General features: G+C 42.3%; 22 protein-coding genes. 1 reads left to right on the forward strand and 21 read right to left on the reverse strand.

Translation table 11 applies throughout. The features are described 5' to 3' along the window. Positions 1-357: 357 nt before the first annotated feature. Positions 358-1,623, reverse strand: a complete 1,266-nt coding sequence (locus tag ACR65F_RS00005) for a methionine gamma-lyase family protein (protein WP_440502677.1) — start codon at positions 1,621-1,623, stop codon at positions 358-360. A gap of 118 nt (positions 1,624-1,741) precedes the next feature. On the opposite strand from ACR65F_RS00005, the gene ACR65F_RS00010 reads away from it, so the two are divergent. Continuing rightward, a complete protein-coding gene (locus ACR65F_RS00010) occupies positions 1,742-2,347 on the forward strand; it encodes a trimeric intracellular cation channel family protein (RefSeq protein WP_039041991.1) in 606 nt (201 codons plus the stop codon). Between the two features lie 22 nt (positions 2,348-2,369). Here the strand turns inward: ACR65F_RS00010 and hfq are convergent, their stop codons facing one another. The 20 genes from hfq to ACR65F_RS00110 all read right to left on the reverse strand — a co-directional run bounded on the left by hfq (position 2,370) and on the right by ACR65F_RS00110 (position 24,374). After that, complete coding sequence (gene hfq / locus ACR65F_RS00015; RefSeq protein ID WP_440502679.1) at positions 2,370-2,594, reverse strand: RNA chaperone Hfq; 225 nt, start codon at positions 2,592-2,594, stop codon at positions 2,370-2,372. A 30-nt stretch (positions 2,595-2,624) separates the two neighbouring features. Then, the gene (gene miaA / locus ACR65F_RS00020) at positions 2,625-3,584 is read right to left on the reverse strand and encodes a tRNA (adenosine(37)-N6)-dimethylallyltransferase MiaA (RefSeq protein WP_440502681.1); all 960 of its coding nucleotides are present in this window, start codon (positions 3,582-3,584) and stop codon (positions 2,625-2,627) included. Beyond that, complete coding sequence (locus tag ACR65F_RS00025) at positions 3,581-4,495, reverse strand: alpha/beta fold hydrolase (protein WP_440502682.1); 915 nt, start codon at positions 4,493-4,495, stop codon at positions 3,581-3,583. Before ACR65F_RS00025 ends, miaA begins: the two co-directional genes overlap by 4 nt. 16 nt (positions 4,496-4,511) lie before the next feature. Further along, the gene (gene mutL / locus ACR65F_RS00030; protein ID WP_440502684.1) at positions 4,512-6,392 is read right to left on the reverse strand and encodes a DNA mismatch repair endonuclease MutL; all 1,881 of its coding nucleotides are present in this window, start codon (positions 6,390-6,392) and stop codon (positions 4,512-4,514) included. 15 nt (positions 6,393-6,407) lie between these two features. Next, positions 6,408-8,972 carry a DNA mismatch repair protein MutS gene (mutS, locus tag ACR65F_RS00035; protein WP_440502685.1) on the reverse strand — a complete coding sequence of 855 codons (2,565 nt, stop codon included), beginning with the start codon at positions 8,970-8,972 and terminating at the stop codon, positions 6,408-6,410. Positions 8,973-9,096: 124 nt separating this feature from the next. Beyond that, a complete protein-coding gene (cotE, locus tag ACR65F_RS00040; protein ID WP_369795181.1) occupies positions 9,097-9,609 on the reverse strand; it encodes an outer spore coat protein CotE in 513 nt (170 codons plus the stop codon). Between the two features lie 129 nt (positions 9,610-9,738). Then, positions 9,739-10,173 (reverse strand): YlbF/YmcA family competence regulator, encoded by a 435-nt coding sequence (locus ACR65F_RS00045; protein ID WP_039041985.1) that lies wholly within the window; start codon positions 10,171-10,173, stop codon positions 9,739-9,741. Next, positions 10,173-11,699 (reverse strand): tRNA (N6-isopentenyl adenosine(37)-C2)-methylthiotransferase MiaB, encoded by a 1,527-nt coding sequence (gene miaB / locus ACR65F_RS00050; protein ID WP_039041984.1) that lies wholly within the window; start codon positions 11,697-11,699, stop codon positions 10,173-10,175. Before miaB ends, ACR65F_RS00045 begins: the two co-directional genes overlap by 1 nt. Positions 11,700-11,858: 159 nt before the next feature. After that, positions 11,859-12,137, reverse strand: coding sequence for a stage V sporulation protein S (locus tag ACR65F_RS00055; protein WP_039041983.1), 279 nt, complete (start codon positions 12,135-12,137; stop codon positions 11,859-11,861). Between the two features lie 88 nt (positions 12,138-12,225). Continuing rightward, entirely contained in the window at positions 12,226-13,023 is a 798-nt protein-coding gene (locus tag ACR65F_RS00060; protein WP_440502686.1) for a TIGR00282 family metallophosphoesterase, read from the reverse strand. A 60-nt stretch (positions 13,024-13,083) separates the two neighbouring features. After that, positions 13,084-14,640, reverse strand: a complete 1,557-nt coding sequence (rny, locus tag ACR65F_RS00065) for a ribonuclease Y (RefSeq protein ID WP_039041981.1) — start codon at positions 14,638-14,640, stop codon at positions 13,084-13,086. Between the two features lie 258 nt (positions 14,641-14,898). Further along, the gene (gene recA / locus ACR65F_RS00070; RefSeq protein ID WP_125102114.1) at positions 14,899-15,957 is read right to left on the reverse strand and encodes a recombinase RecA; all 1,059 of its coding nucleotides are present in this window, start codon (positions 15,955-15,957) and stop codon (positions 14,899-14,901) included. 172 nt (positions 15,958-16,129) lie between these two features. After that, the gene (locus ACR65F_RS00075) at positions 16,130-17,374 is read right to left on the reverse strand and encodes a competence/damage-inducible protein A (RefSeq protein WP_440502688.1); all 1,245 of its coding nucleotides are present in this window, start codon (positions 17,372-17,374) and stop codon (positions 16,130-16,132) included. A 16-nt stretch (positions 17,375-17,390) separates the two neighbouring features. Further along, positions 17,391-17,969, reverse strand: coding sequence for a CDP-diacylglycerol--glycerol-3-phosphate 3-phosphatidyltransferase (gene pgsA, locus ACR65F_RS00080; RefSeq protein ID WP_440502689.1), 579 nt, complete (start codon positions 17,967-17,969; stop codon positions 17,391-17,393). A gap of 97 nt (positions 17,970-18,066) precedes the next feature. Then, positions 18,067-18,966: a helix-turn-helix domain-containing protein gene (locus ACR65F_RS00085; protein ID WP_440502690.1), complete on the reverse strand. Its 900-nt coding sequence runs from the start codon at positions 18,964-18,966 to the stop codon at positions 18,067-18,069. An 18-nt stretch (positions 18,967-18,984) separates the two neighbouring features. Further along, on the reverse strand, positions 18,985-19,782 hold the full coding sequence (locus tag ACR65F_RS00090; protein ID WP_025784984.1) for a DUF3388 domain-containing protein: 798 nt from the start codon (positions 19,780-19,782) through the stop codon (positions 18,985-18,987). Positions 19,783-19,919: 137 nt separating this feature from the next. Beyond that, positions 19,920-20,654 carry an elongation factor P 5-aminopentanone reductase gene (gene ymfI / locus ACR65F_RS00095; protein ID WP_440502691.1) on the reverse strand — a complete coding sequence of 245 codons (735 nt, stop codon included), beginning with the start codon at positions 20,652-20,654 and terminating at the stop codon, positions 19,920-19,922. Continuing rightward, positions 20,651-21,949 (reverse strand): EF-P 5-aminopentanol modification-associated protein YfmH, encoded by a 1,299-nt coding sequence (gene yfmH, locus ACR65F_RS00100; protein WP_125102109.1) that lies wholly within the window; start codon positions 21,947-21,949, stop codon positions 20,651-20,653. Before yfmH ends, ymfI begins: the two co-directional genes overlap by 4 nt. After that, entirely contained in the window at positions 21,942-23,231 is a 1,290-nt protein-coding gene (yfmF, locus tag ACR65F_RS00105) for an EF-P 5-aminopentanol modification-associated protein YfmF (RefSeq protein ID WP_440502693.1), read from the reverse strand. The genes yfmH and yfmF overlap by 8 nt, the downstream gene beginning before the upstream one ends. A gap of 180 nt (positions 23,232-23,411) precedes the next feature. Then, positions 23,412-24,374 carry an ABC transporter permease gene (locus ACR65F_RS00110; RefSeq protein WP_039041973.1) on the reverse strand — a complete coding sequence of 321 codons (963 nt, stop codon included), beginning with the start codon at positions 24,372-24,374 and terminating at the stop codon, positions 23,412-23,414.

The following is a 24,374-nucleotide window of genomic DNA, read 5'->3' on the forward strand; positions in this document are numbered from 1 at the left end:
GTCCAGCAAGCGCAGCGCGGTAGGCTTTTAAAAATAATCACTCACAAATTTGTGTCCACTTTCTTGACGGAATACCACTTTTTGCGGTTTATGAGCATTTTCTTGGGTTTATGATCACTTTCCTTGCTTTATGATCACTTTCTCAAGTTTATGAGCACTTTCACAGCTTTATGATCACTTTCTCAAGTTTATGAGCACTTTCCTAGCTTTATGATCACTTTCTCAAGTTTATGAGCACTTTTCTAGCTTTATGATCACTTTCTCAAGTTTATGAGCACTTTCACAGCTTTATGATCACTTTCTCAAATTTATGAGCACTTTCCTAGCTTTATGATCACTCACAACTACTCCCGCCAGTTATGATTTGATCAATTCAAGTTCAATCAGTCGCTCGACGGAAGAGAGGATGGCTACTTTTACATGTTCGTAGGTGAGACCGCCTTGCACGTAGGCTGTGTAAGGTGGACGAATTGGGCCATCTGCTGTCAACTCGATGCTGGAGCCTTGGATGAAGGTCCCTGCAGCCATGATGACATCATCTGAGTAACCTGGCATATAGGATGGCACTGGGCTAACATGTGCATCGATTGGTGAGTTGGCTTGAATCATTTGGCAAAATGCAATCATTTGCTCGGCATTTTGGAACGAAACTGATTGAATGAGATCTGTTCGTTGTGCAGAGAAATGAGGGGATGTCACAAGTCCATAGGATTCGAGCATTCCCGCGGTAAATTGTGCACCTTTTACTGCCTGGCTTACGGTATGTGGTGCTAGGAAAAAGCCTTGGTACATTTCTCGTAACGTGTCGAGGGATGCCCCTGCTTCTGCACCTAGACCAGGTGACGTCATGCGATATCCACATTTCTCTATTAAATCTTTTCTACCTGCAATATACCCACCAGTTCGGGCAAGACCGCCCCCAGGGTTTTTGATCAATGAACCCGCCATAAGATCTACGCCTACATCAGTCGGCTCGAGCTCTTCGACAAATTCACCATAACAGTTATCTGTAAATATAATAATATCAGGGTGATTTGCTTTTATTCTCTTCACCATGTCAGCAATTTCAGAAACTGTGAAGGATGGTCGATCTGCGTACCCTCTTGAACGCTGAATCGCGATCATTCTTGTGTTTGGATTGATTTGACGTTCTACCTCTTCATAGTCGACAGTTCCATCTTCCAATAAATCCACGTGATGGTAGCCGATATTAAAATCTTTTAAGGAGCCAGTATCTTGGTCTCCACCTGAAACGATGGATTCTAATGTATCATATGGCTTTCCCGTTATATAAAGCAATTCGTCTCCAGGTCGCAAAACCCCGAAAAGGCTAATTGCAATCGCGTGAGTTCCTGAGATGATTTGTCCACGTACTAAACTTGCTTCCGCACCAAAAACGTCTGCGTATAATTGTTCAAGCACTTCTCTGCCCGCATCATCATATCCATATCCAGTAGAACCGGTTAAATGAAAGTCACTCACTCGATTTTTTCTGAATGCCGCCAATACTTTCTTTTGATTAATGAAAGCTATGCGTTCTGTAGCTTTTGCATAAGGTTGTAGCTCGGTTTCGATTTTTTCTGCACGATTTAAGATTTCATGGTTCAATTGCTGTATACTCATTCAGGATGCTCCAATCTGTACCTTAGGTTCTTAGCCCATTTTACCAGGTAGAACGCTTTCGGTAAACGGAAGAGACATCCGGATAATCTTAAAACGTGTTGAACGGAGGAACTTTGAAGTGACATGGGATGTATTTAGTCTGATCGGTACAGCCGCATTTGCAATTTCAGGTGCGATTGTTGCGATGGAAGAAGACTTTGATATGTTTGGAGTCTATATATTGGGAATGGTAACTGCATTTGGTGGAGGTGCGGTCCGTAACGTGTTCATCGGAGTGCCTGTTTCAGTCCTTTGGGGACAAGAACTGTTTTTTACAGTTGCTTCAGTTCTGATAGCAGTGATTTTCTTCTTTTCAGGATACTTACTGAAGACGTGGAATCGATGGGGGTCTTATTTTGACGCGGTAGGATTAGCCGCTTTTGCGATCCAAGGTGCCTTGATGGCCGTTGAAATGGAGATGTCTCTGTTTGCTGTAGTGGCGGCGGCGGTTCTAACAGGTGCCGGAGGAGGGGTCATCCGTGACTTACTTGCTGGACGTCAGCCCCTTGTCTTTAAAAGTGACATATATGCGGTATGGGCTGCGCTTGCTGGACTAATTGTCGGGTTCGATACGTATATACATGACGCTGCGCTTTATATGCTGCTAGTCGTTACAGCGGCTTTACGTATGTTATCTATTAAGTTTCACTGGCAACTGCCTCAACGCTCTTTATTGACAAAATAAAAAGGCCAATCACGGCCTTTTTTTATTGCTCATCTTTCAGAATAACCGGTTTTACTGGAACATACGTAGAGATTGCATGCTTATAAATGAGTTGCTGTTTGCCGTCTGATTCTAAAAGAACTGTATAGTTATCATACGACTTAATCATACCTTTTAGCTGAAAACCATTTGTTAAAAATACAGTTACAAACGTGTTATTCTTTCTGAGTGAATTCAGGAACGTATCCTGCATATTGGCATTTGCCATCTCATTACCCCCTACAGTTCTTTTTCGCAATTAATGCTTGCTTTTTGTATTCGCTATATGCAACTGAAATCCCTTTACTTCGTCACATATTTTCTGAACTAGCTGATTTTTCTCTGATGTGGCATCATACCAGTTGACTTCAAGCTTGTTGCGGAAATAGGTCATCTGACGTTTTGCATAGTGACGTGTATTCTTTTTGATAAGGTCTACCGCTTCTACTACAGGTAGAGTACCTTCAATCGTTTGGTACAGTTCTTTGTATCCAATCGCTTGAACAGATTGGACATCTCGGATACCTTGTTTCCACAAACCCTCGACTTCACCTAATAATCCTTTTTCCATCATGAGGTCAACTCGTCGGTCAATCCTTTCATAAAGGAGCTCTCTTGGCAGCTCAAGGCCAATAATATAAGAATTGTACATCGGTGTCGCCCCTTGGTCCGCTTCGTGATTCGCTTTTGTCTCACCACTCACTTCAAGGATTTCTAAAGCCCTTACTAGTCTTCGGTGATTATTAGGATGAATTTTTTCAGCGCTCACAGGGTCTTGTTGAAGTAGCCGTTCGTATAGTACGTGTGCACCTAAAGTTTCAAGCTCACCTTCAAGTCGAGCTCGTACTTCCAAGTCGGCTGCTGCTTCAGTGAACCTGTAATCAAAAAGCACTGACTGCATATATAATCCGGTACCTCCCGCTAGTATAGGAAGTTTTCCACGGGATTGGATCTCGGCAATCTTTTCCCGGACGATTCGCTGATATTCTGCTGATGAAAACGATTCCTTTGGAGATTTTATATCAAATAGATGATGAGGAATGCCTTCCATTTCGTCTGCAGTGATTTTCGCTGTCCCAATATCGAGACCCCGATATACTTGCATTGAATCGCCATTAATCACTTCCCCATCGAGGCAATGAGCAAGCCCTACCGCAAGCGCGGTCTTACCTGAGGCTGTCGGGCCAGCAATTGCTAATACTTCCGCTGAACGAGTCATAGTTTCTCCACCCACTGCTTCATCATTTTCAGTACAGGTTCTCTAGAAGGTCCTTGTAAGGATTCATGCCTTACACCCTCGAAAAGATACGCGGTGACATTTTCAACGCCCGCGTCCTTATACATTCCAGCTGCTTCAAAAATTCCACTGCCCATATTCCCTACAGGATCTTCTGTACCTGCAAATAAAAGTACAGGCAATTTCTTAGGAACAGATTCGTAGGCGGATGTTGTACTAATTAATTTTAATCCGTCGAATAAGACTTGGAAGAAACTATTTGTAGAAACCGTGCCAGAAAGGGGATCTTCAATGTAGTCACGCACAGTCTGTCGATCTGTTGAAAGCCAATCGAACTTCGTCTCTGGATTTGAGATTGTTTTATTGTAGCCTCCAAAGCCGATCGTATCGAGAACCTCACTCGGAGCATGGGGACCATCTTTGATGGATAAAATGGAAGCTAATAGACTGCCACCGACTCTTGACAGACCTGGTTTTCCAGCTGTTCCTGAACAAATAAGCGCGTCTATTTCCTCTCCGTATTTTTGAGAAAAACGACGTACAACGAACGATCCCATACTATGTCCAAACAAAATACGAGGTAGGTTGGGATACTCCACTTTGTATGCATCCATCACTTCCCGCACATCTTCAACAAGTCTATCAAATGTAACTCCATCTCCAAAATCTCCAAGCTGGTCATGATCCAGTGCCCGCTGCCCGTGTCCCCGCTGATTATAGCCAGTTACGATGTAGCCTGCACGTGCAAGGTCGTTCATCACTGCCTCATAGCGACCTATATGCTCGGCCATGCCATGAACTAGATGGATGTGTCCACGTGGTGTTCCAGATGGTTCCATGAAATAGGAATCGAGTATAAACCCGTCGGACATTGTAAGTATCTGTTCTTTCATTTTCATTCCTCCTCCCTTACATTACACGTTTGAACATTTTTTCAAGTTCATACGTCGTGAAGTGGATTAATACAGGTCGACCATGGGGGCATGTATAGGGATTTTCTGCCTCACCGAGATCATTCAACAAGCGATTCATATCCTCCATCGTTAAGTAATGATTTGCTTTAATTGATTTTTTGCAGCTCATCATAATCGCGCTGTCTTCTCGTAATTTTGCAATGTTCACCTGCCGAGTGTGTAAAACTTGTTCAATCATTTCTTCAATAATCGAAGAGGCTTCTGCAGCAGGGAACCAAGAAGGATACTCTTTTACGGTGTAAGATGAGGGACCAAATTGTTCAAGATAAATGCCTACTTCCTCTAGCGCATCCAGACGTTCTTCAATCTTGAGTTGCTCATCTGCAGAGTAATGGAAAATCAAAGGCATTAATAGCATTTGTCGTTCTTCATGATCCACTTCCGCAATCTTCGTCCGGAAATACTCATACTTAATGCGCTCCTGAGCAGCATGCTGATCAATCATATAAAAGCCATCCTCATTTTGTGCCACGATATAGGTCCCGTGCACTTGTCCGACTGGTAATAGCTTCGGGAATGATGCTTTCGGTTCGGACTGTTCAACAGGTTCGGCAACCTCTTCTTGACTAGTAACTGACACAAATCCATCTTCAGTATTAGAAGTTTCGGTTGTCTCAACATGGTGCACCTGAGCGTCTAGATCAATGTTCAAATCTTCATTTGGTGCAAGCTCTTCAACCGTCCAAGTTGGTTTTTGTTGTGATGGATAATTACTTGTCGTTTGAAAGTTTTGCGTAGGTTTCACACTACGTTCTGGTTGCTTCCAAAATGATTCTTGCACGCTTGGTGTACTTGGTTTTTTCTTCTCTTTTACGATTGCATCAGGAACAATAATTGCTTTTTTTACTGCCGCATGGACACCTTCACGAACAGCAGCAAGTAGTTCACTTTCTTTACTTACTTTAATGTACTGCTTCGAAGGATGAACATTGACGTCTGTTAGATAAGGATCCGCTTCTACCTGCAATACAATAATCGGAAACCGACCAATCGGCAAATACGTATGCAATGCATCCAATACAGCTTTATTTACAGGATAACTTTTAACCCATCTCCCATTGATAAGCACCGTCATGTAATTCTTAGAGGCCCGTGTCATTTCGGGTAAGGTTACATAACCGCTAACTTTATAGTCTGCATTTTCGGCTTGGAAGGGGATCATTTTTTTCGCAACTGCGATTCCATACACATCGGATAGCACGCGAAGTAAATCTCCAGTTCCTGACGTTTTCAGCAGGACTTGCTGACCATGGGCTAGACGAAATGAAATATTTGGATGACTGATTGCGAGACGATTGACTAAGTCGATTGTGTGACCGATTTCCGTTTGGATCGTTTTCATATATTTCAAACGGGCCGGGGTGTTGAAGAACACTTGTGAAACCGTGATATCCGTTCCTTGACGGAGAGATGCCGCCCGGTGGTTCATGACCTTTCCACCTTCAATGTCTACTTCAGTTCCACTTACCCCATCAGACGTCCAAAGATGTACTTTCGAAACGGCTGCAATACTAGCAAGAGCCTCTCCACGAAAACCAAGTGTACGAATTCTGAACAGGTCATGCTCATTATCGATTTTGCTCGTTGCATGCCTTTCAAACGCCCGAACTGCGTCCGCTGTTGTCATACCCTTCCCATTATCCGTTATACGAATACTTGTTAGTCCTGCTTCTTCAAGCGTAATTTCAATGGATGTACTTCTTGCATCGATTGAATTCTCCACAAGCTCTTTCACGATGGATGCAGGTCGCTCTACAACTTCTCCAGCCGCAATTTTATTTGCCAATGGTTCGTCCATCACCTTAATGATATCCATCGTCTCGCTCCTTTCTTATTTCAGTTTTGCTTTTAGTTCAAATAATAGCTGCAAGCCCTGTAGTGGTGTTGTATTCGCTAAATCTATAGCTTTCAGATTCTCAAGGATTTCGCTTTCTTCAGTTGGCTGTACAGCAGATGGTTCTTCAGATCGTAAGTCAAAGAAACTAATTTGTTCACTCGGTGGAAGCTGAATTTTCTCAGAAGTTTTCTGATTCTCGAATCCTTCCAGTAGTTCTCTTGCCCGTTGCAGTAATTCAGACGGTAAACCTGCGAGTTCAGCGACGTGGATTCCGTAACTTTTATCAGCTGGACCTCCCATCACTTTGTGAAGGAAGACAACTTTACCTTCTTGTTCCATTGCTGCGACGTGGACATTCATCAGTCTATCCAACTGTTCATCGAGAGCAGTCAACTCATGGTAGTGAGTTGAAAACAGTGTATTTGCACCGATTTCGTCATGGATGTATTCCATCATTGCTTGTGCTAAAGACATGCCGTCATACGTGGACGTCCCCCGTCCGATTTCATCGAACAACAAGAGGCTTCGATCTGTGGCATGCGCAATCGCTTGCTGCGATTCCAACATTTCCATCATAAATGTACTTTGACCTGAAGCTAAGTCATCCGCTGCACCAATTCTCGTGAAGATTTGGTCTGTAATCGGTAGCGATGCAAACTCACAAGGAACGTAACAACCGATTTGTGCCATGACTACCGTTAAAGCGACTTGCCGCATGTATGTACTTTTACCCGACATATTGGGACCCGTAATTAAAAGCATATTGGCATCGGTTGCTAACTTACAACTGTTCGGTACATAAAGCGAGTGGTCCATCATTTTCTCGACGACTGGATGTCTACCGTTTCGAATATCGAGTGCCTTATCCTCTGTAAAGTCTGGCTTTACATAGCTCTGTGATTCTGAAATCTCAGCGAACGCAAGCAAAACATCCAATTCACTAAGCACAGATGCAAGTTGCTGGATTTGTTCGATTCCCTGTTTCATGTGCTCACGAACTTTTGCAAATAACGTATACTCGAGATCTAAGCTCTCTGCTTCTGCACTTAATATCAGCTCTTCTTTTTCTTTCAGCTCAGGCGTTATATAACGCTCAGCATTTGCTAAGGTCTGCTTACGTTCATAGCGCGTCAGGTCCGCAAGATGCAAATTAGATTTCGTAATCTCGATGAAGTAGCCAAAAATGCGATTGTAACCGATTTTTAGCCCTTTAATACCCGTTTTCTGACGCTCTTTCTGTTCTAGTTCAGCTAGCCATAACTTTCCGTTTCTGGAAGCATCTCGATACGTATCCAATTTTTCATTGTACCCATCTTTAATAACTCCTCCTTCTTTTGCGGAAAGAGGTGGTGCCTCTGCAATAGACGTTTCAAGGACTGCGCATTGTTCTGTACACGGATCGATACGCTTTGAAAACTCCACTAAATTCTTCTTATCTGACTCAGCAAGTTGTTTTTTCAGAGCAGGAACTGTTCGCAGCGAATTGCGTAATTGCGCAAGATCACGTGCACTTGCGCTTCCCATTGAAATCCTTCCAGCCAATCGCTCCAAATCATACACTTCACGTAGTGCTGCCTTCACATCATCCCGTAAAAAGTATGCATCCATTAGTTCGGAAACCGTATCCAATCTATGCTCGATTTCTAGGCGGTCCGCGAGTGGCTGGCGGATCCAAGTTTTCAATTTCCGTGCGCCCATCGCGGTATTGGTTTCATCGAGTAACCAAAATAAGGTTCCCTCTTTTCCACCAGAACGAATCGATTGCACGAGCTCCAAGTTCCGCATGGAGTTTGCATCAATCGTCAGTTTAGCTTCTCTGGCTAGAAAATTGAATGGCTGTAAATGCTCCAAGCTTGTCTTTTGTGTTTGCTGCAGATAAGCGACGAGGCGTTCACATGCACCAGTTGCCAATTCAGGAATAGCTTCAAAGAGTTCTCTTCCATGAGGCTTATATATATCTCTGTCACAAATGGATAAGACAATGCCCTTATTTTGGCTAATGTCACCAAGCATCAGCTGCATTTGTTCATCCACGACCGCTTCTTTCATTCCAAGGGATTCCACTGCAGCGGCAAGCGCACTTTCGTCCCCTTGAATATGTTCCACCGTGCCTTCTCCTGTAGCCAGATCCACATAAGCGAATGCACATAGGTTTTCAGAAATGCGATCGAAGGATCCGATGAAATGATTGGAATTGGAATCGATATTTTTACCTTCTGTAATTGTCCCCGGTGTGATGACTTTCACGACTTCCCGTTTTACAATTCCTTTTACGTGTCTTGGGTCTTCTGTTTGTTCGCAGATTGCCACTTTATAGCCCTTACCAACAAGTGTTTCTATGTATCCTTGAGCGGAATGGTACGGAACGCCACACATTGGAATTCTTCCTGACTCTCCACCTTCACGGCTCGTTAATGTAATTTCAAGTATATGAGATGCTTCTGTCGCATCGGTAAAAAACATTTCATAAAAGTCACCTAATCTAAAAAAGAGAAAGGCGTCTTCGTATTGAGATTTTATTTGTAAATATTGTTGCATCATTGGTGTATGTGTTGTCATTCTATTTCCCTCACAGCCTAAATAGTATTCCTTAAGTATAACAGAAGATGGATACATTCGTTGACGAAAGCTCTATCGTTTTCATTCCAAAAAAAAGAAAAAAAGCCGAAACATGCTTCGGCTTTTAAAACTGAGAATTATCTTTTCCTACTCTTGAACCTGCCTCATTTGAATGACTCTGATGGTGAGATGACTCATCGAATGACCACTCTTCTTCGAAGTCATTTGGGTGAACCGTAATCATGACCTTCGTTTCCCCGATTACTTCCGCCACGAGCTCGCGTTCCACTTTGATTAAGAATTTTTCTTTACACTCCGAAATGATTGCCTCTGTGCAGTTTGGTTGTTGCAACACTTCTACTCGAATTTCTTCTTTAGATGAAGAGGGTTCATCCCGATAGCGTAATCGGATTACATCTTTGTACGTAACTGTTTCCGTGAATACTGAAGTTTTGGAATGATCGTGGTGAGAGTACCAGACATTGACATCAAATTTACCCGATACTTCAATGGATGAGCCAGTTTTTTTGGCACTATGGGTGTGATTGATGACCCAGCAGCCAAGAATACTGGAAGGACGGTTAGGCGGGATCAGCGTGACTTCCTTTTCTGTACGCTGCTTCCCTTTTGCAATCACTGCCTTCGTAACGACTTGTCGTAGATTCTTCAGTTTTCTTCCTCCTTCGTGGACTTCTTTACATCCTATGCAACAGGAGCCCAGAAAGTGAAAAAATCGGAGGAGAATTTTTCTCCCCCGACTTAAAAGTTAGGATAAAGGCTTATGTTGCGTGCTTTGTACGTAAGAACCTGTCTGACCTTTTAGTACATCTCCACCAGTAGACTCGATAATTTCATCAGTTACTCGATTGGAAATCGTATTTGAAATCAATTGCAGTAAATCGTTTACATCATTTTGAGATTGCTTGAATTCTTGAACCAAAGGAATCTCGTCGATTTCGTTTTCGATTTGCTCAATTTTCTTTTCAATAATACCAAGGGCACGTTCTTTGTCATACTCTTGGAAATTGACGGCTTGTTTTTGCAATGACTTCAAGCTCGAAATCTTTTCTCTCACTTTTTTGTTTTCATTAATATGAGCTTCAGTTTTCTTGAACATTTCCACTTGCTCCGTGTTTGCAACCATATGTGCAAGTTCTCTTGATTTTTCAATAATCTCTTCTTTTGTATACAGCTTTTCCATTATAACATCACCTTTTCCTCTTCTTTTACTCCGATATATTCTCCGTCAAGTGACCAAGATTTCGCTTCAGTAATACGAACTTGAACGATTTTACCGATGACATTAGCTGGCGCTCGGAAGTTCACCAATTTGCTTTTTTCGGTATATCCAGAGAGTACTTCTTTATTCCGTTTACTTTCTCCTTCGACTAACACATTCACTATTTTGCCTTGATAGGGTTTCATCCCAGCTGCTGAGAAGTCATTGACAACTTGGTTCAATCGCTGAAGTCGATCCTTCTTCACTTCCATTGGAACATTATCTTGCATCTTCGCAGCTGGTGTTCCTTCTCTAGGAGAATAGATGTATGTGAAGGCCATGTCAAATCCAACTTCATTATACAACGAAATGGTTTCTTGAAATTGTTCTTCGGTTTCATTTGGAAAACCGACTATAATATCTGTTGTCAGCGTGACGTTGGGAATTGCCTGCTTGATCTTCGAAACTAGATTTAGGAAGTGCTCCCTAGTATATTTTCTAGACATTAACTTCAAAATCTCACTAGAACCAGATTGAACCGGTAAGTGGATGTGATTAACTAAGTTACCGCCTTTAGCGAGGACTTCGATGAGATGATCGTCAAAGTCACGCGGATGACTTGTCGTAAAACGGATTCGTGGAATATCAATCTTGCGAAGCTCGTCCATCAGATCTCCTAATCGATAATTCCCGGATTCAAAATCTTTTCCGTAGGCATTTACATTTTGACCAAGTAATGTGATTTCCTGATAGCCAGCAGCAGCTAGCTGACGCACTTCCAAAATAATGTCTTCTGGTCGTCGGCTGCGTTCTTTCCCCCGCGTATATGGCACGATACAGTACGTGCAGAATTTATCACAGCCATACATAATGTTAACCCAGCCTTTAATATTGCCTTTTCGCACTCTAGGAAGGTTTTCAATGATATCGCCTTCTTTTGACCATACCTCAACAACCATTTCTTTTGATAAGTATGCCTCACGTAAAATTGCAGGCAGCCGATGGATGTTATGCGTACCGAATACCATGTCAACTTGGTCATATGTTTTGAGGATTTTATTTACAACTGATTCTTCTTGTGACATACATCCGCATACACCAATCAGCAGATCCGGTCGTTCACGTTTAAGAGACTTCAAATGCCCAAGCTCACCAAACACCTTGTTTTCAGCATTTTCTCTAATCGCACACGTATTCAGTAAAACGACATCCGCATCTTGGACTGTGTCGGTCGTTTCATAGCCAAGACCCACTAAAATCCCAGCAATGACTTCCGTATCGTGTTCGTTCATCTGACAGCCGTATGTCCGTATGTAAAATTTGCGTCCGATTCCCATTCCATGAAATTGTTCATCAATCTCAAAATCATCATGATAGGAAATCTCTTCTTTGCCACGTTTTTTAGCATCTTTTAAAGATGGGGGTGTATAAACAGATTCGAAATACTGACTGTAGTCTTTTTCTTTGGTAGTAGGTGCTTGCCCCGCTAGCCGTTGTTCTTCGTTCATGTAATGAGCCCCTCTCTTGATTCTGTTCATCTAGTTGAAACCAAACAGTAGGTACCCTCATTATACTGAAGGGATTGACGTCTGTATACGAGCATAAGGGATTGTCCCCCATTTGTCACAGAAAAAAACTGCGGAGGAAAGTTCTCCACAGTTTTGTTTTCATAATGATTGCTGTCGCGTTCTTTTCTCGACAAATAATTTTAAGGCAGTCCGGCCTTCTCCATTAATTTCAATATCTGCAAAAGCCGGTGCACATATCAAATCACTCCCGCTTGGAGCTACAAAACCGCGTGCAATTGCAACTGCTTTCACTGCCTGATTTAAGGCACCTGCACCTACAGCCTGCATTTCAGCAAATCCCTGATCTCTAATGACTGCAACGAGAGCGCCTGCAACTGAATTAGGATTCGAGCGTGATGATACTTTTAATGGATTCATGGTATTTCCTCCTTGTAAAGAATAGTGTATGGAATGCAGTTCTCCATGCACTATCCTATGAAGGAGATCGAACAATTAGACGCTCAATTCAAGACTGAAAAGGTGAATCTTCATTGATCATTAATCGTTCAATAGAACGCGCGCGCCCAGTCTGATTGTCAATGTCAATGATGACGCCGTTCAATTGAGCTCTGCCTTGTTTAGGCACTTGGAAACGGACAGGCATATTTGTTTGGAAACGATAGATGACGTCTTCTTTCTTCATACCTAAAATTGCGTCATACGGTCCTGTCATACCTACGTCTGTAATATAAGCCGTCCCCTCTGGCAGAATCCGGCTGTCAGCAGTTTGCACATGTGTATGTGTTCCAACTACAGCAGATGCACGCCCATCGAGATGCCAGCCCATAGCAATCTTTTCACTCGTTGCTTCCGCATGGAAATCAACAAAAACAAGAGGAGTTCTTTCTTTCGCTTCTTTAATAAGATCATCTGCTTTTTTAAATGGATCATCATGTGGCGGTAAAAAGGTACGCCCGTGCAAATTCATAACTGCTAATGTGACACCGCCACGCTCAATGTATGTCATTCCTTGACCAGGTGCTTCATCCGAAAAGTTTGCAGGTCGAATGAGTGAATCCGTTTCGTCGATGAAATCATAAATCTCTTTGTGATCCCATGTGTGATTCCCCATTGTCACTACGTCTACTCCTGCACGAAGCAAATCGTCAAAGATCGCTCTCGTAATCCCTCTGCCGGAAGCTGCGTTTTCACCGTTTACAATGACTGCATCCGGCTCGTATTTTCGTTTCAAACGAGGCAGATAGTCAAAAACCATATCTCTCCCTGGTGAACCAACAATATCTCCAATAAATAGCACTTTCATTTCTATTCCTCATTTCCAAAAAGAAAAAGGCTTCCAGTTTTGAGCAGGAAGCCTTTTCCCTTATTTTGCGTACTCAACCGAGCGTGTTTCCCGAAGAACGGTAATCTTAATATGTCCTGGGTAGTCGAGCTCTTCTTCAATTCGTTTCCGAATGTCGCGAGCAAGACGGTGGGCTGTAATATCATCAATAATATCGGGTCGTACGATAATTCGAACTTCGCGACCTGCTTGAATCGCGAACGATTTCTCAACGCCTTCATAAGACTCAGAGATTTCCTCGAGTTTCTGCAGACGTCTGATGTAGTTTTCAAGTGTTTCACTTCGTGCACCCGGTCGCGCTGCTGATAATGCGTCTGCTGCTGCAACGAGTACTGCGATAACGGATGTTGCTTCTTCGTCACCGTGGTGAGAAGCGATACTGTTAATGACAACAGGATGTTCCTTGTACTTAACTGCAAGTTCTTTACCAATTTGCACGTGACTACCTTCAACTTCATGGTCAATCGCTTTTCCGATATCATGAAGTAAACCGGCACGTCGAGCCAATGTAACATCTTCGCCGAGTTCTGCTGCTAATAATCCAGCAAGATAAGCAACTTCGGTTGAGTGTTTCAATACATTTTGACCATAACTAGTACGGAATTTCAAGCGACCTAGAATCTTAATCAGGTCTGGATGTAAATTATGAATACCAATGTCGAACGTAGTTTGCTCTCCAGTTTCCCGGATCAGCTCATCCACTTCACGTCTAGCCTTGTCCACCATCTCTTCAATTCGAGCTGGGTGAATCCTTCCGTCTGCTACAAGTTTTTCCAGTGCCAGTCTTGCAATCTCACGGCGGACTGGATCGAAACCAGAAAGAATAACAGCTTCAGGTGTATCGTCAATGATCAGATCAATACCAGTTAAGGTTTCGAGTGTTCGGATATTCCGTCCCTCTCTACCAATGATACGTCCTTTCATTTCATCATTTGGCAAATTGACGACAGATACTGTCGTTTCGGCCACATGATCTGCTGCAAATCGCTGGACAGCAAGAGATAGAATTTCTCGTGCTTTCTTTTCGGACTCTTCTTTAGCACGTTGTTCAGACTCTTTTGTCATCACTGCGATATCTGTAGATAGTTCTCTTTCTACATCATCAAGGATCAGACGTTTTGCCTCATCACGTGTCAAAGCTGAAATTTTCTCAAGCTCTGTCTGCTGTGTGACAACCAGCTCTTCCGCCTTGCGTTCCATCTCTTCAATATGCTGTTGTCTTCCGGATAGCGCATCATCTTTACGCTCCAGACTTGCTTCTCGCTTGTTGAGTGAGTCATCTTTGCGGTCCATATTTTCTTCCCGCTGCAAAATACGGTTTTCCTGTTTTTGAAGTTCTGTTCTTCGTTCGCGGATATCCGTTTCTGCCTCAACGCGCAATTTGTGATTTTCATCCTTCGCTTCAAGAAGTGCTTCTTTTTTTAATGCCTCCGCTTCGCGCTTCGCCTCTTCAACGATTGTTGCGGCGGAGTGCTTTGCACCTGTCACTTTTGATTCATTCACGTTTTTGTTGTACACAAACATAACAACTGCACCGACGATGAGACCGATCAAAGCGGAGATGATAGTAATACCCATTCAGGTCACCTCCTCTTGCTTATTTTTTCATTTTCAGTCAGCTTGTACATTAACTTTCAACATACCGCCAAATTCTTTTCAAATGGTGAGAATTATACAACTCTAATTGTATCGATGTCATATTCCCATGTCAAGACGGGAGAAGTGATAAGACTATGATTCTACAATGATAAGTTGTAGTTCGGTTAATGAAAAAGTTATTTGAAAAGCCGGCACTCCCTCCAAGAGGGAAGCCGGCTTAGAATCGTATAGTAAATGTTATTCCTTTTCGTCAAATAACTCTAATTCATCTTCATCCTCTGATTCGTGAGCAGCAATTACATAATTATCACTCGTCAATCCATAACTACTACGGATTTTATCGGAAATTTCCGCGCGAATTGCTGGATTTTCTTTTAAGAACTGCTTCGCATTTTCACGACCTTGTCCCATACGCTCACCTTCATAAGAATACCACGCGCCGCTCTTCTGAACGACTTCTACTTCGACACCTAAGTCGACGATCTCGCCTTCTTTGGAAATTCCTTCTCCATACATAATATCTACTTCAGCGGTACGGAAAGGCGGTGCCACTTTGTTCTTCACAACACGGATTCTAGTTTTATTACCCATAATTTCGTTGCCGTGTTTAATGGCTTCACCACGACGGACTTCAAGTCTGACAGACGCATAGAATTTAAGTGCACGTCCACCCGGTGTGACTTCAGGGTTACCAAACATAACTCCGACTTTTTCTCGAATCTGGTTGATGAAGACAGCAATCGTTTTCGATTTGTTAATAGCACCTGAAAGTTTACGTAAAGCTTGAGACATCAGACGTGCTTGTAGACCTACGTGTGAGTCTCCCATATCTCCTTCAATTTCTGCTTTAGGTACTAGGGCAGCTACAGAGTCAATAACAACGATGTCTACCGCACCACTTCTTACAAGAGCTTCAGCGATTTCTAGTGCTTGCTCACCTGTATCCGGTTGTGATAATAGGAGCTCATCGATATCCACTCCAAGCTTTTGTGCATAAACAGGATCTAACGCATGCTCCGCGTCGATAAAAGCAGCTGTTCCTCCTGAAGCTTGAACTTCTGCAATTGCATGAAGTGAAACAGTTGTTTTACCTGAACTCTCAGGTCCGTAGATTTCAATAACACGTCCTCTTGGGTATCCGCCAACTCCAAGTGCAGAGTCAAGTGCTAGTGACCCAGTAGATGAAGTTGAAATTTCTCTATCCGTCTTCTCACCAAGTTTCATGACAGAGCCTTTTCCAAACTGTTTTTCTATTTGTTTAAGTGCTTGATCTAAAGCCGCTTTACGATCGCTCAAAAATAATTCCTCCTTCAAGGTGTTTTCTATCTGTCTCTACTATACTCCTATTGAGAAAAATAAACAAGAAAAAAGCGAACGAGTATTCGACTTTTTATTAGAGATTCTCGTTTTAATTGAGAATTCGTGGTGTTTTTGAATTTTAATTGAGAATTTGAGTAAAAATTGATATTTAGCTCATTTCAGATTCCAGCTCGCGAATGAGATAATAAAGGGCAAAGTTCGCTGCACGCAAACGATTTGTATTTCGAGAACCAGATAATCTAAGTTTGTAGGATTCTGTTTTTTCTTTGTATGAAAGTCCAATCCAAACCGTACCTGCAGGTTGTCCATCATGTATATCTGGTCCTGCAGTACCTGTTAAACCGATTCCAATATCCGTTTGAAACTTGTCACGGATTTTCTCTGCTAACGCTTCGGCACATTCTGCACTGACAGTCCCGTACGTTTCGATCAGTTGTGAATCGACCCCGAGCTGCTTAGTTTTTGCTTGTACATCATAAACTGTCATTCCGCCTTTTAAGGAAGCACTGATTCCTGGCTCTTCTGCGAGTAATGCTGTGAAGAGTCCGGCCGTTAAACTTTCTGCAGCGGAGATCGTAAGACCTGCCCCAATTAGTAAAGAAGCCGCTTTGGAAGATAGTGTGTCGTCATCAGTTCCATAAATGAATTCGCCAACTTGGTTATGTAGTTCAGATAGTACCGGTCCAATTAAACGGTGTGCAGCTTCTGCTGTTTCGGCTTTAGCAGTGATACGAAGAGTTACAGCGTCTTTTGAAGCCAGAGGAGCAATCGTTGGATTCGTTTGAGATTCCAATAAGTCTTGGACTTTATATTCAAGTTCTGCTTCCCCGATACCAAAAAATTTCACGACAGTTGAAACAATTACTTCCTGGCTACCTGATAGTCGCTGTAAATATGGAATAGCTTCATCTCTAAACATGGGTTCCATTTCATGGGGAGGACCTGGTAATAGAATATAGGTTTTTTCATTTGCCGTAATAGCCATACCGGGTGCCATCCCAAATCGATTTTCCAACACAGCCGAATCTTTCAAGACGAGTGCCTGCTTTTTATTGTTTTCGGTCATTGGTCTGCCTGTACGCTCAAAGTATGCTTCAATCGACTGTAATGCCTGGTTGTTGGATTCGAGTTCAACTCCTACATGTCGTGCAATGGTCTCTTTTGTTAAATCGTCTTTAGTCGGTCCTAATCCACCTGAGAAGACGATCAGATCTGCTCTACCCTCGGCAATTCGAATTGCTTCTTCCAACCGCTCAGGATTATCTCCAACAACTGTTTGATAATATACATCCATACCGATATCAGCAAGTTGGGCAGACATGAATTTTGCATTTGTATTTGTTATTTGACCAAGCAATAACTCTGATCCAACAGCAATAATTTCTGCTCGCATGAACGATTCTCCCCTTTTACATAGATTTCGTAAGGACGTGCTTATTTTTTATGAAGTAATCTAAGCCTGACCATATTGTAAAGAAGAGACAAATGTATAACATGATTGTGCCAAATGGAACGTGAATAGCTTCAAAGAAAATATTATTCAATAGTAAGGAAGAAATCGCTAAGATTTGAGTGACTGTTTTGATTTTCCCTAGCTGATTAGCCGCTACGACTTCTCCTTCGCCTGCTAATAGAAGTCGTAATCCGGTAACAGCAAATTCACGACTAATAATAATAATGACTACCCATGAAGGCGCTAGTCCGAATTCAACTAATATGATAAATGCGGCCGAGACAAGCAATTTGTCTGCTAACGGATCCAAGAACTTTCCCATATTGGTAACTAAGTTATTCTTCCGAGCAATGTATCCATCCAGCCAATCTGTTGCAGAAGCAAATATGAATATAAGACCACCGATGAATTGTTCGATAGGCAGTGTAGTTCCGCCGATTGTAAGTTGCCCCATTCCAAAGTCACCTAACATGAATACGATGAATACAGGAATCAGCAAGACGCGTGAAACGGTTATTTTATTAGGCAAGTTCATAGTGTAATGCCCCCTCTTTTCGTTAGATTTACTCTTTGAAAAGCCCTGCCTTCCAGCAGGGCTTAAAGAAAAAAGTCATCTTCGCAGATGACTATTTTTATTTTTTATATTCAATAATAATATTTTGAGTGACCGTATCATTTGGATAAGTTAGTGGCTGTCCATTCACAAGAATTTCTGTAAATTGTGTACGCCCAACTCGAACTCTTGCAGATTGTTGGTCAGTCAATTCAAGTTGCTCTTCTTCCCCATTTTTCATTACGCGTGCACCTTGAGGTAGAAGTTCTTGGCCGCTTTGATCGGTAACTCCAATCCACGATTCTCCGCCTTCTTTTACTTTAACGGATAACTTGAATGTATCAGTGTTTTCTAGCGTAAACGTTGTTGTTGGACCGTTTACAGCACCTTGTGTAAGCGTCTGTTCAGGAGCTGGTTCTTCTTCAGGCTCCTCTTCAGGTTCGTTTGGCTTAGTTGCATCATCTTTAGATTCCGCATCTTTGCCACCCTCATCTTTTTTTCCATCTGCTTTCGAATCTTCTGATTTGTTTTTATCAACTGTAATCTCATCGGATTTCCCTACTTCAGGTTCCGGCGCATTTGCCTGGTGTTGATAAAGAAAAATAACAACAGCAAGAATTACGATGATGAACAAGGCTGCAATAATTTTAGGTAGGACTTCATTCATTCTACCGGATTTCATATAGCCTGGTTTTTGTGACAGTTGGGGAGCACTTCGTTGAATTTCCTCTTCTTTCATTTGCTCTGAGGATTCGTTCTCACGGTACAACGACAACATTTCTTGAGCATCCAGCCCTACTGCTTCAGCGTATTGCTTTATGAATGCCCGAACATAAAATGAACCTGGCATCATACTGTAGTCTTCGTTTTCAATTCCAGCCAAATACCGCTTCTGAATCTTAGTAATTGCTTGTAAGTCATCCAAGGTATATCCTTTTGCTTTTCTCGCCTCTTTAAGGCGATCGCCTAAACCGGACAACTTTATCACCTGCCTGTTTTAAAAATTGAACATTCCAAAGCCGCCCGCGCCATCACGGCCAGAAATCATCCCGTTATTTTGGATAACTTCATATGTAATCTCCTGTTCGGGTGTTGTACGCAGTTCGATAATGTAATCAAAATCTTCGATTGAATATTCCGAGTGTTGAACAAACATATCAGGATGCTCCACAACTTTTGTAGAAGGGAGGCGCATCATTTCTCTAACTAACTGCATATGACGTTCATCTTCAGCTTTTCTCGTTACAATTCCATCTAAAATGAAAATATTATCTTTTGAAAACTCATCACCCATTAAACTGTTGCGGACTGTCTGTTTTATCATCGTTGACGAAAGAAAAATCCACTTTTTGTTTGCACAGACACTTGCCGCGACAACAGACTCCGTTTTTCCAACCCGTGGCATTCCTCGAATCCCAACAAGCTTATGTCCCTCTGTCTTGAAGATCTCTGCCATAAAGTCCACTAAGACCCCTAATTCACTACGTAGGAATCGAAATGTTTTACGCTCATCCACTGTTCGCTGGATATATCGTCCGTGTCGAACTGCAAGAACGTCCCTTAGTTTCGGTTCTCTAATTTTACGGATTTCAATTTGTTCCATCGTCGATGCAATTAATTCAAACCGTCTAATTTGGTCATCGTCTTCTGTCCGTACAAGCATACCGCGTGTATTCCCATCTACTCCGTTGATGGTGACAATGTTGACTCGGAGCATCCCTAGCAATGTAGCAATATCCCCCAAAAGACCAGGGCGATTCACTTGCAATTTGTATTCCAGATACCACTCACCCAATGGAATCCCTCCTTCGTCTGTTCACCACTCATTGGATAGGACGCAAAAAACAACAGCTTAGTTTCTATAATAGCTGAATTAGTGCTTGAGTGAAAGCGAAAAACTAAAACAAGGAGCCTGAGTTGTCCACAAACTGATCAAATATACCAGCCACCATTCAACTTCAGAATCTCGCCAGTCATATAATCGGCTTTGCCACTCGTTAGAAAGTCGACAAGATCAGCTACTTCTGCAGGTCTTCCTGGGATCATAAGTGGAATTTCTTCCATGACCATTTGTCTTTCATCTTCCGGGATTTCTCCATTCATTCGCGTTTCAATCCATCCAGGGGCAATACCATTCACACGAATCCCACCATATGCAGCTTCTTTAGCATAGGCTTTCACAAACGCATGCTGCGCACCTTTAACACTCGAATACATTACTTCACCCGCAGCTCCTGTGTTGCCCCATATAGACCCGATAAACACAACATAGGAAGATTCATAGGACCGTAACCTCGCAGAAAGTAAACTAATCATGCGAACTGGATTTTGGACATGAACACGCCACAGAGATTCCATCTCTTCTTCTGTTGTTTCTGTTAAGAGTTTCAACATCGATTGCCCGTTCGCTACAATAATAGCTCGGACATCAGTCAGCTGAGAAGCTAAGCGTTCGGCTGCTCCTAGCTGACAAAAATCAGATTGAACACATTTAAAATCACCAGAAGGATAGCTCTCGCTGAGTTCCTTTTGCATCTTGTTGACCATTTGTTCCCCACTGTTGTAATGCATATACAAAGACCAGCCCTCGGTCGCTAACCTCTTGCAGATGGCTTCGCCTATCCCACCAGACGCACCGAGAACGAGGGCATAGTTTTTTAAACTCACTTCGATTGCTCCGAAGGATAGATTGTCATGATGGTTTGACCGTCTTCATAATAAAGATCATCAAATGCAGCTTTCAGCTGATCTGTTGTTAGTCCTTCTAGCACTGGTACAACGTCGAACAAATTCATCTCATTGAAATTGTAATGGGTGAACTGATTCGCTATATACTCCGGAGAATTCAAAGCTCTCATAAATAATCCAATTCGTTTTTTGCGAATTCGCTCAAGCTGCTCATCTGTAATGGACCAATTATTTTTCGCATCGTCGAGAACACTTTTTATCAGTTTTTCAAGTTCTTCAGGCTTTTCGGTATCAGACCCGATTGCCGCAAAGCCAAAACCTTTCTCAAGATTAAATTCATAGGAGAATGATTCATCAATTAAGCCCTCATTATAGGCTTGGGTGAAGAATTCTGATGATCTGCCAAACAATATATCCAGCGTCACATCAGATGCCAATTCTCTTATAAGCATATCTTTTCCAGACATATCGGTATTGCGGCATTTTGTTCCAACCATCAATTTAGGTTTGGATACGTCCATATACAGTTCACTTCTTTTTTCGGCAGCATGATCTGGTTCGTCAGGGAAACTGCGGACAACAGGTTCTGGTGCTTCAAATGATTTCGTTTGCTGATCTTGCTCCACAAACTTCAACATTTCTTCAGGATTTACGTTACCGACAGCAAAGAACACCATGTTGGAGGGATGGTAAAACGTTTCATAACACTCATACAAATGCTCTGCAGTAATGTCTTGAATTGTTTCTACGGTACCTGCAATGTCAATGCGAACAGGATGGTTTTCAAATAAGTTCTCTATGGTACCAAAGTATTGACGCCAATCCGCTTGGTCATCATACATCGTAATCTCTTGGGCAATGATCCCTTTTTCTTTCTCCACAGTTTTTTCAGTGAAATACGGTTGTTGAACAAAATCGAGCAGCGTTTTTGTATTCTCATACAGCTCAGATGTGGATGAGAACAAATACGAAGTCCGAGTAAAGGAAGTGAACGCATTCGCTGCCGCCGCGTTTTCACTGAACTGTTGAAAAACATCTCCATCTTCTTTTTCAAACATCTTATGCTCTAGGAAGTGTGCAATTCCGTCAGGCACAGTTACCAGTTCCTTCCCTCCACGGGGTACGAATGTCCGATCCACTGAACCGTACTTTGTTGTAAACGTTACATATGTTTTTGAAAATCCTTCTTTCGGTAGGACATATACGTTAAGTCCATTTTCAAGTTTCTGATGATAAAGCGTTTCTTGTAGTTGGTCAAAGTGAATTTTATTCATGAACCATTGCCTCCCTTCCAGAAAGAAGATACGTGATTTCCTTCGTTAATAACTTGGCCATCTCCTGAATATCCTCTTTCGTCACACGCTCCCATTTTTCAATGAGCTTATCCGATGAAAAGTTTTCATCCAATAATTTATATTGGTCGTAAATTTCAATCTGCCCCTTCGCGGAATCGAATGAACTGCGAATGCTATTTGACAAAAGCGCTAGTGTTTGTCGAATTTCCAAGTCAGAAATATCGCCATTGCGAAGTGCTTCAATTTGTTGATCGATGAGTGCAGCTGTTTTCTCTTCCTGTTCAGCATCAATTCCAGACATAATGTAAAGCAATCCATAATGAGATGAATACGAACTCGAACAATAATAAGCGAGGCTCTCTTTCTCACGTACATTGATAAACAACTTACTATGGGCAAATCCACCTAATACGCCATTCAGCATTTGCATTTTCGGGTAGTCAGGATGCCTGAAACCGACTGGCGTACTGAAAGCCATGTTCAACTTTCCTTGCTTCATATCTTGTTTTTCACGGATATGTTTAGCAGTTGGAACTTCTTCACTTGTTGTCGATGATGTAACAGGTACTGATTTACGTGTTCCCTTTGTGAAAGGGAATACTGTTTGTGCACGACCTGTCAGCTGATCCGTATCGACATCTCCAAGAATATAGATATCAATTGTATCCTCGCTCAACATCTTATCGTACGTTGCTTTTAGAGATTCCTTAGTTATAGCCGACACCGCTTTTTCCGTTCCGGAAGCGGATAGTGAAGCTGGCTTACCTGAGCGGATCAGTTCAAGCATCCCCTTGTTCGCATATCGGGTTTTATCATTATAAATGGATCCGATTCGATCAATAACCGTTTGTTTTTCTCTTTCTACAACGGCTTCGTCAAAAACGCCATCTTTTAAATTCGGTTTAAACAAGCTCTCTGTGACAAGAGTTAGAAGTTGCTCAAAAACAGGTACCTCAGGATTACGTAAATACTCTTCGTTTACGCTTTCAGCATAAATCGTAAATATATGCTCATTCCCTCTTTTACTTGTGTCTGTATAGTATACAGCGCCATATAACTCCTCCAACGCTTGTCGTAGTTTCGTACGGGTTGGATAGTTTGCAGATGAATCCTCTAACACATTGGCAAGCACAGTTCGTGCCGCTGCGTTTTCTTCTGTCAAAGGAGCCGTGAATTTAATGGCAACACTCACGGTTTTAAACTGTGCAGTCTGACGTGTATACAAATTCACGCCAGATTGGAGTTCGGATTTATGGAACATAAAAAAACACCTCAATCTATAGGATAAGTATATGCCGATAATCTCACGCAAATCGCGTGTACAAGTAGTATGCTTCTTTCCAACTTCACTATACATTTCCAAACGTTGTCATACAAGTGAACAGATTCAACAAAAAACTGCTCGAAGTGTCCTTGATGGGACATTTCGAGCAGTAGATGATTATCGAGATCCTTTGATGTATGGATCTCCGAGGGCTTTCGGTCCACTCGCTTTTCCGATAAATCCAGCAAGCGCAATAATTGTAAGCGCGTAAGGCAAAATATACAAAAATACAGAAGGGATGTTTTGCATGAATGGTATTCCAGAAGAACTGATTGCGAGCGCTTGTGCAAATCCGAAGAATAAAGCTGCTCCCATCGCTCCAATTGGATGCCACTTTCCAAAAATCATCGCAGCCAAGGCCATAAATCCTTGACCATTAATAGTTGCATGACCAAAATCATTCGTCATAGTTTGTGCATAGACAGCTCCACCCATTCCTGCAAGACCACCAGAAATGATAACTGCAATATAGCGAATCCGATTAACTTTAATTCCCATCGTATCCGCTGCCATCGGGTGTTCTCCTACAGACCGAAGACGCAATCCAAATGGAGTCTTAAAGATGATAAACCAGGCAAGGATTGCAATCGCAACCGCTAAAATAGACGATCCATACACCGACTTAAAGAACATTGGTCCAAGTACCGGGATGTCTTGTAAAAATGGAATGTTGAACCGCGGAATTTTCTCCTGGATAAAGTCGGTCTGTCCTTTACCATAAATCATTTTTACTGAGAACAAAGCAATTGCAATACCTAGCAAGTTAATTGCAACACCCGAGACGACCTGATCGGCACGAAAAGAAATCGATGCAACTGCGTGCATGAGTGAGAAGATTGCCGAAACAAGCATCGCAGCTAAAATTGAAACCCACGGCGTCCATGCACCGAATGTATCCACAAAAAATAGGTTGAAGACAATTCCTACGAACGCCCCCATAACCATAAGTCCTTCGAGTCCAATGTTGATGACACCTGAGCGTTCAGAGAACACACCACCAATTGCGGTGAAAATTAGAGGCGCAGCGTAAGCAATCGATATTGGAACGATGAAATATAGTATATCGAGAAAGCCACTCAT

It is taken from the genome of Sporosarcina sp. SAFN-010, from assembly GCF_059415065.1.

Excerpts from the sequence above, each read along its gene's own strand:
- miaB (WP_039041984.1), bottom strand. The coding sequence starts at position 11,699 with ATGAACGAAGAACAACGGCTAGCGGGGCAAGCACCTACTACCAAAGAA.
- miaA (WP_440502681.1), bottom strand. The coding sequence starts at position 3,584 with ATGACTCGTTCAGCGGAAGTATTAGCAATTGCTGGCCCGACAGCCTCA.
- mutS (WP_440502685.1), bottom strand. The coding sequence starts at position 8,972 with ATGACAACACATACACCAATGATGCAACAATATTTACAAATAAAATCT.
- pgsA (WP_440502689.1), bottom strand. The coding sequence starts at position 17,969 with ATGAACTTGCCTAATAAAATAACCGTTTCACGCGTCTTGCTGATTCCT.
- ACR65F_RS00025 (WP_440502682.1), bottom strand. The coding sequence starts at position 4,495 with ATGAAAGAACAGATACTTACAATGTCCGACGGGTTTATACTCGATTCC.
- ACR65F_RS00045 (WP_039041985.1), bottom strand. The coding sequence starts at position 10,173 with ATGGAAAAGCTGTATACAAAAGAAGAGATTATTGAAAAATCAAGAGAA.
- mutL (WP_440502684.1), bottom strand. The coding sequence starts at position 6,392 with ATGGATATCATTAAGGTGATGGACGAACCATTGGCAAATAAAATTGCG.
- ACR65F_RS00075 (WP_440502688.1), bottom strand. The coding sequence starts at position 17,374 with ATGCGAGCAGAAATTATTGCTGTTGGATCAGAGTTATTGCTTGGTCAA.
- hfq (WP_440502679.1), bottom strand. The coding sequence starts at position 2,594 with ATGGCAAATGCCAATATGCAGGATACGTTCCTGAATTCACTCAGAAAG.
- ACR65F_RS00110 (WP_039041973.1), bottom strand. The coding sequence starts at position 24,374 with ATGAGTGGCTTTCTCGATATACTATATTTCATCGTTCCAATATCGATT.
- ACR65F_RS00055 (WP_039041983.1), bottom strand. The coding sequence starts at position 12,137 with ATGAATCCATTAAAAGTATCATCACGCTCGAATCCTAATTCAGTTGCA.
- rny (WP_039041981.1), bottom strand. The coding sequence starts at position 14,640 with ATGGGTATTACTATCATCTCCGCTTTGATCGGTCTCATCGTCGGTGCA.
- yfmF (WP_440502693.1), bottom strand. The coding sequence starts at position 23,231 with ATGTTCCATAAATCCGAACTCCAATCTGGCGTGAATTTGTATACACGT.
- yfmH (WP_125102109.1), bottom strand. The coding sequence starts at position 21,949 with ATGAATAAAATTCACTTTGACCAACTACAAGAAACGCTTTATCATCAG.
- ACR65F_RS00005 (WP_440502677.1), bottom strand. The coding sequence starts at position 1,623 with ATGAGTATACAGCAATTGAACCATGAAATCTTAAATCGTGCAGAAAAA.
- ACR65F_RS00060 (WP_440502686.1), bottom strand. The coding sequence starts at position 13,023 with ATGAAAGTGCTATTTATTGGAGATATTGTTGGTTCACCAGGGAGAGAT.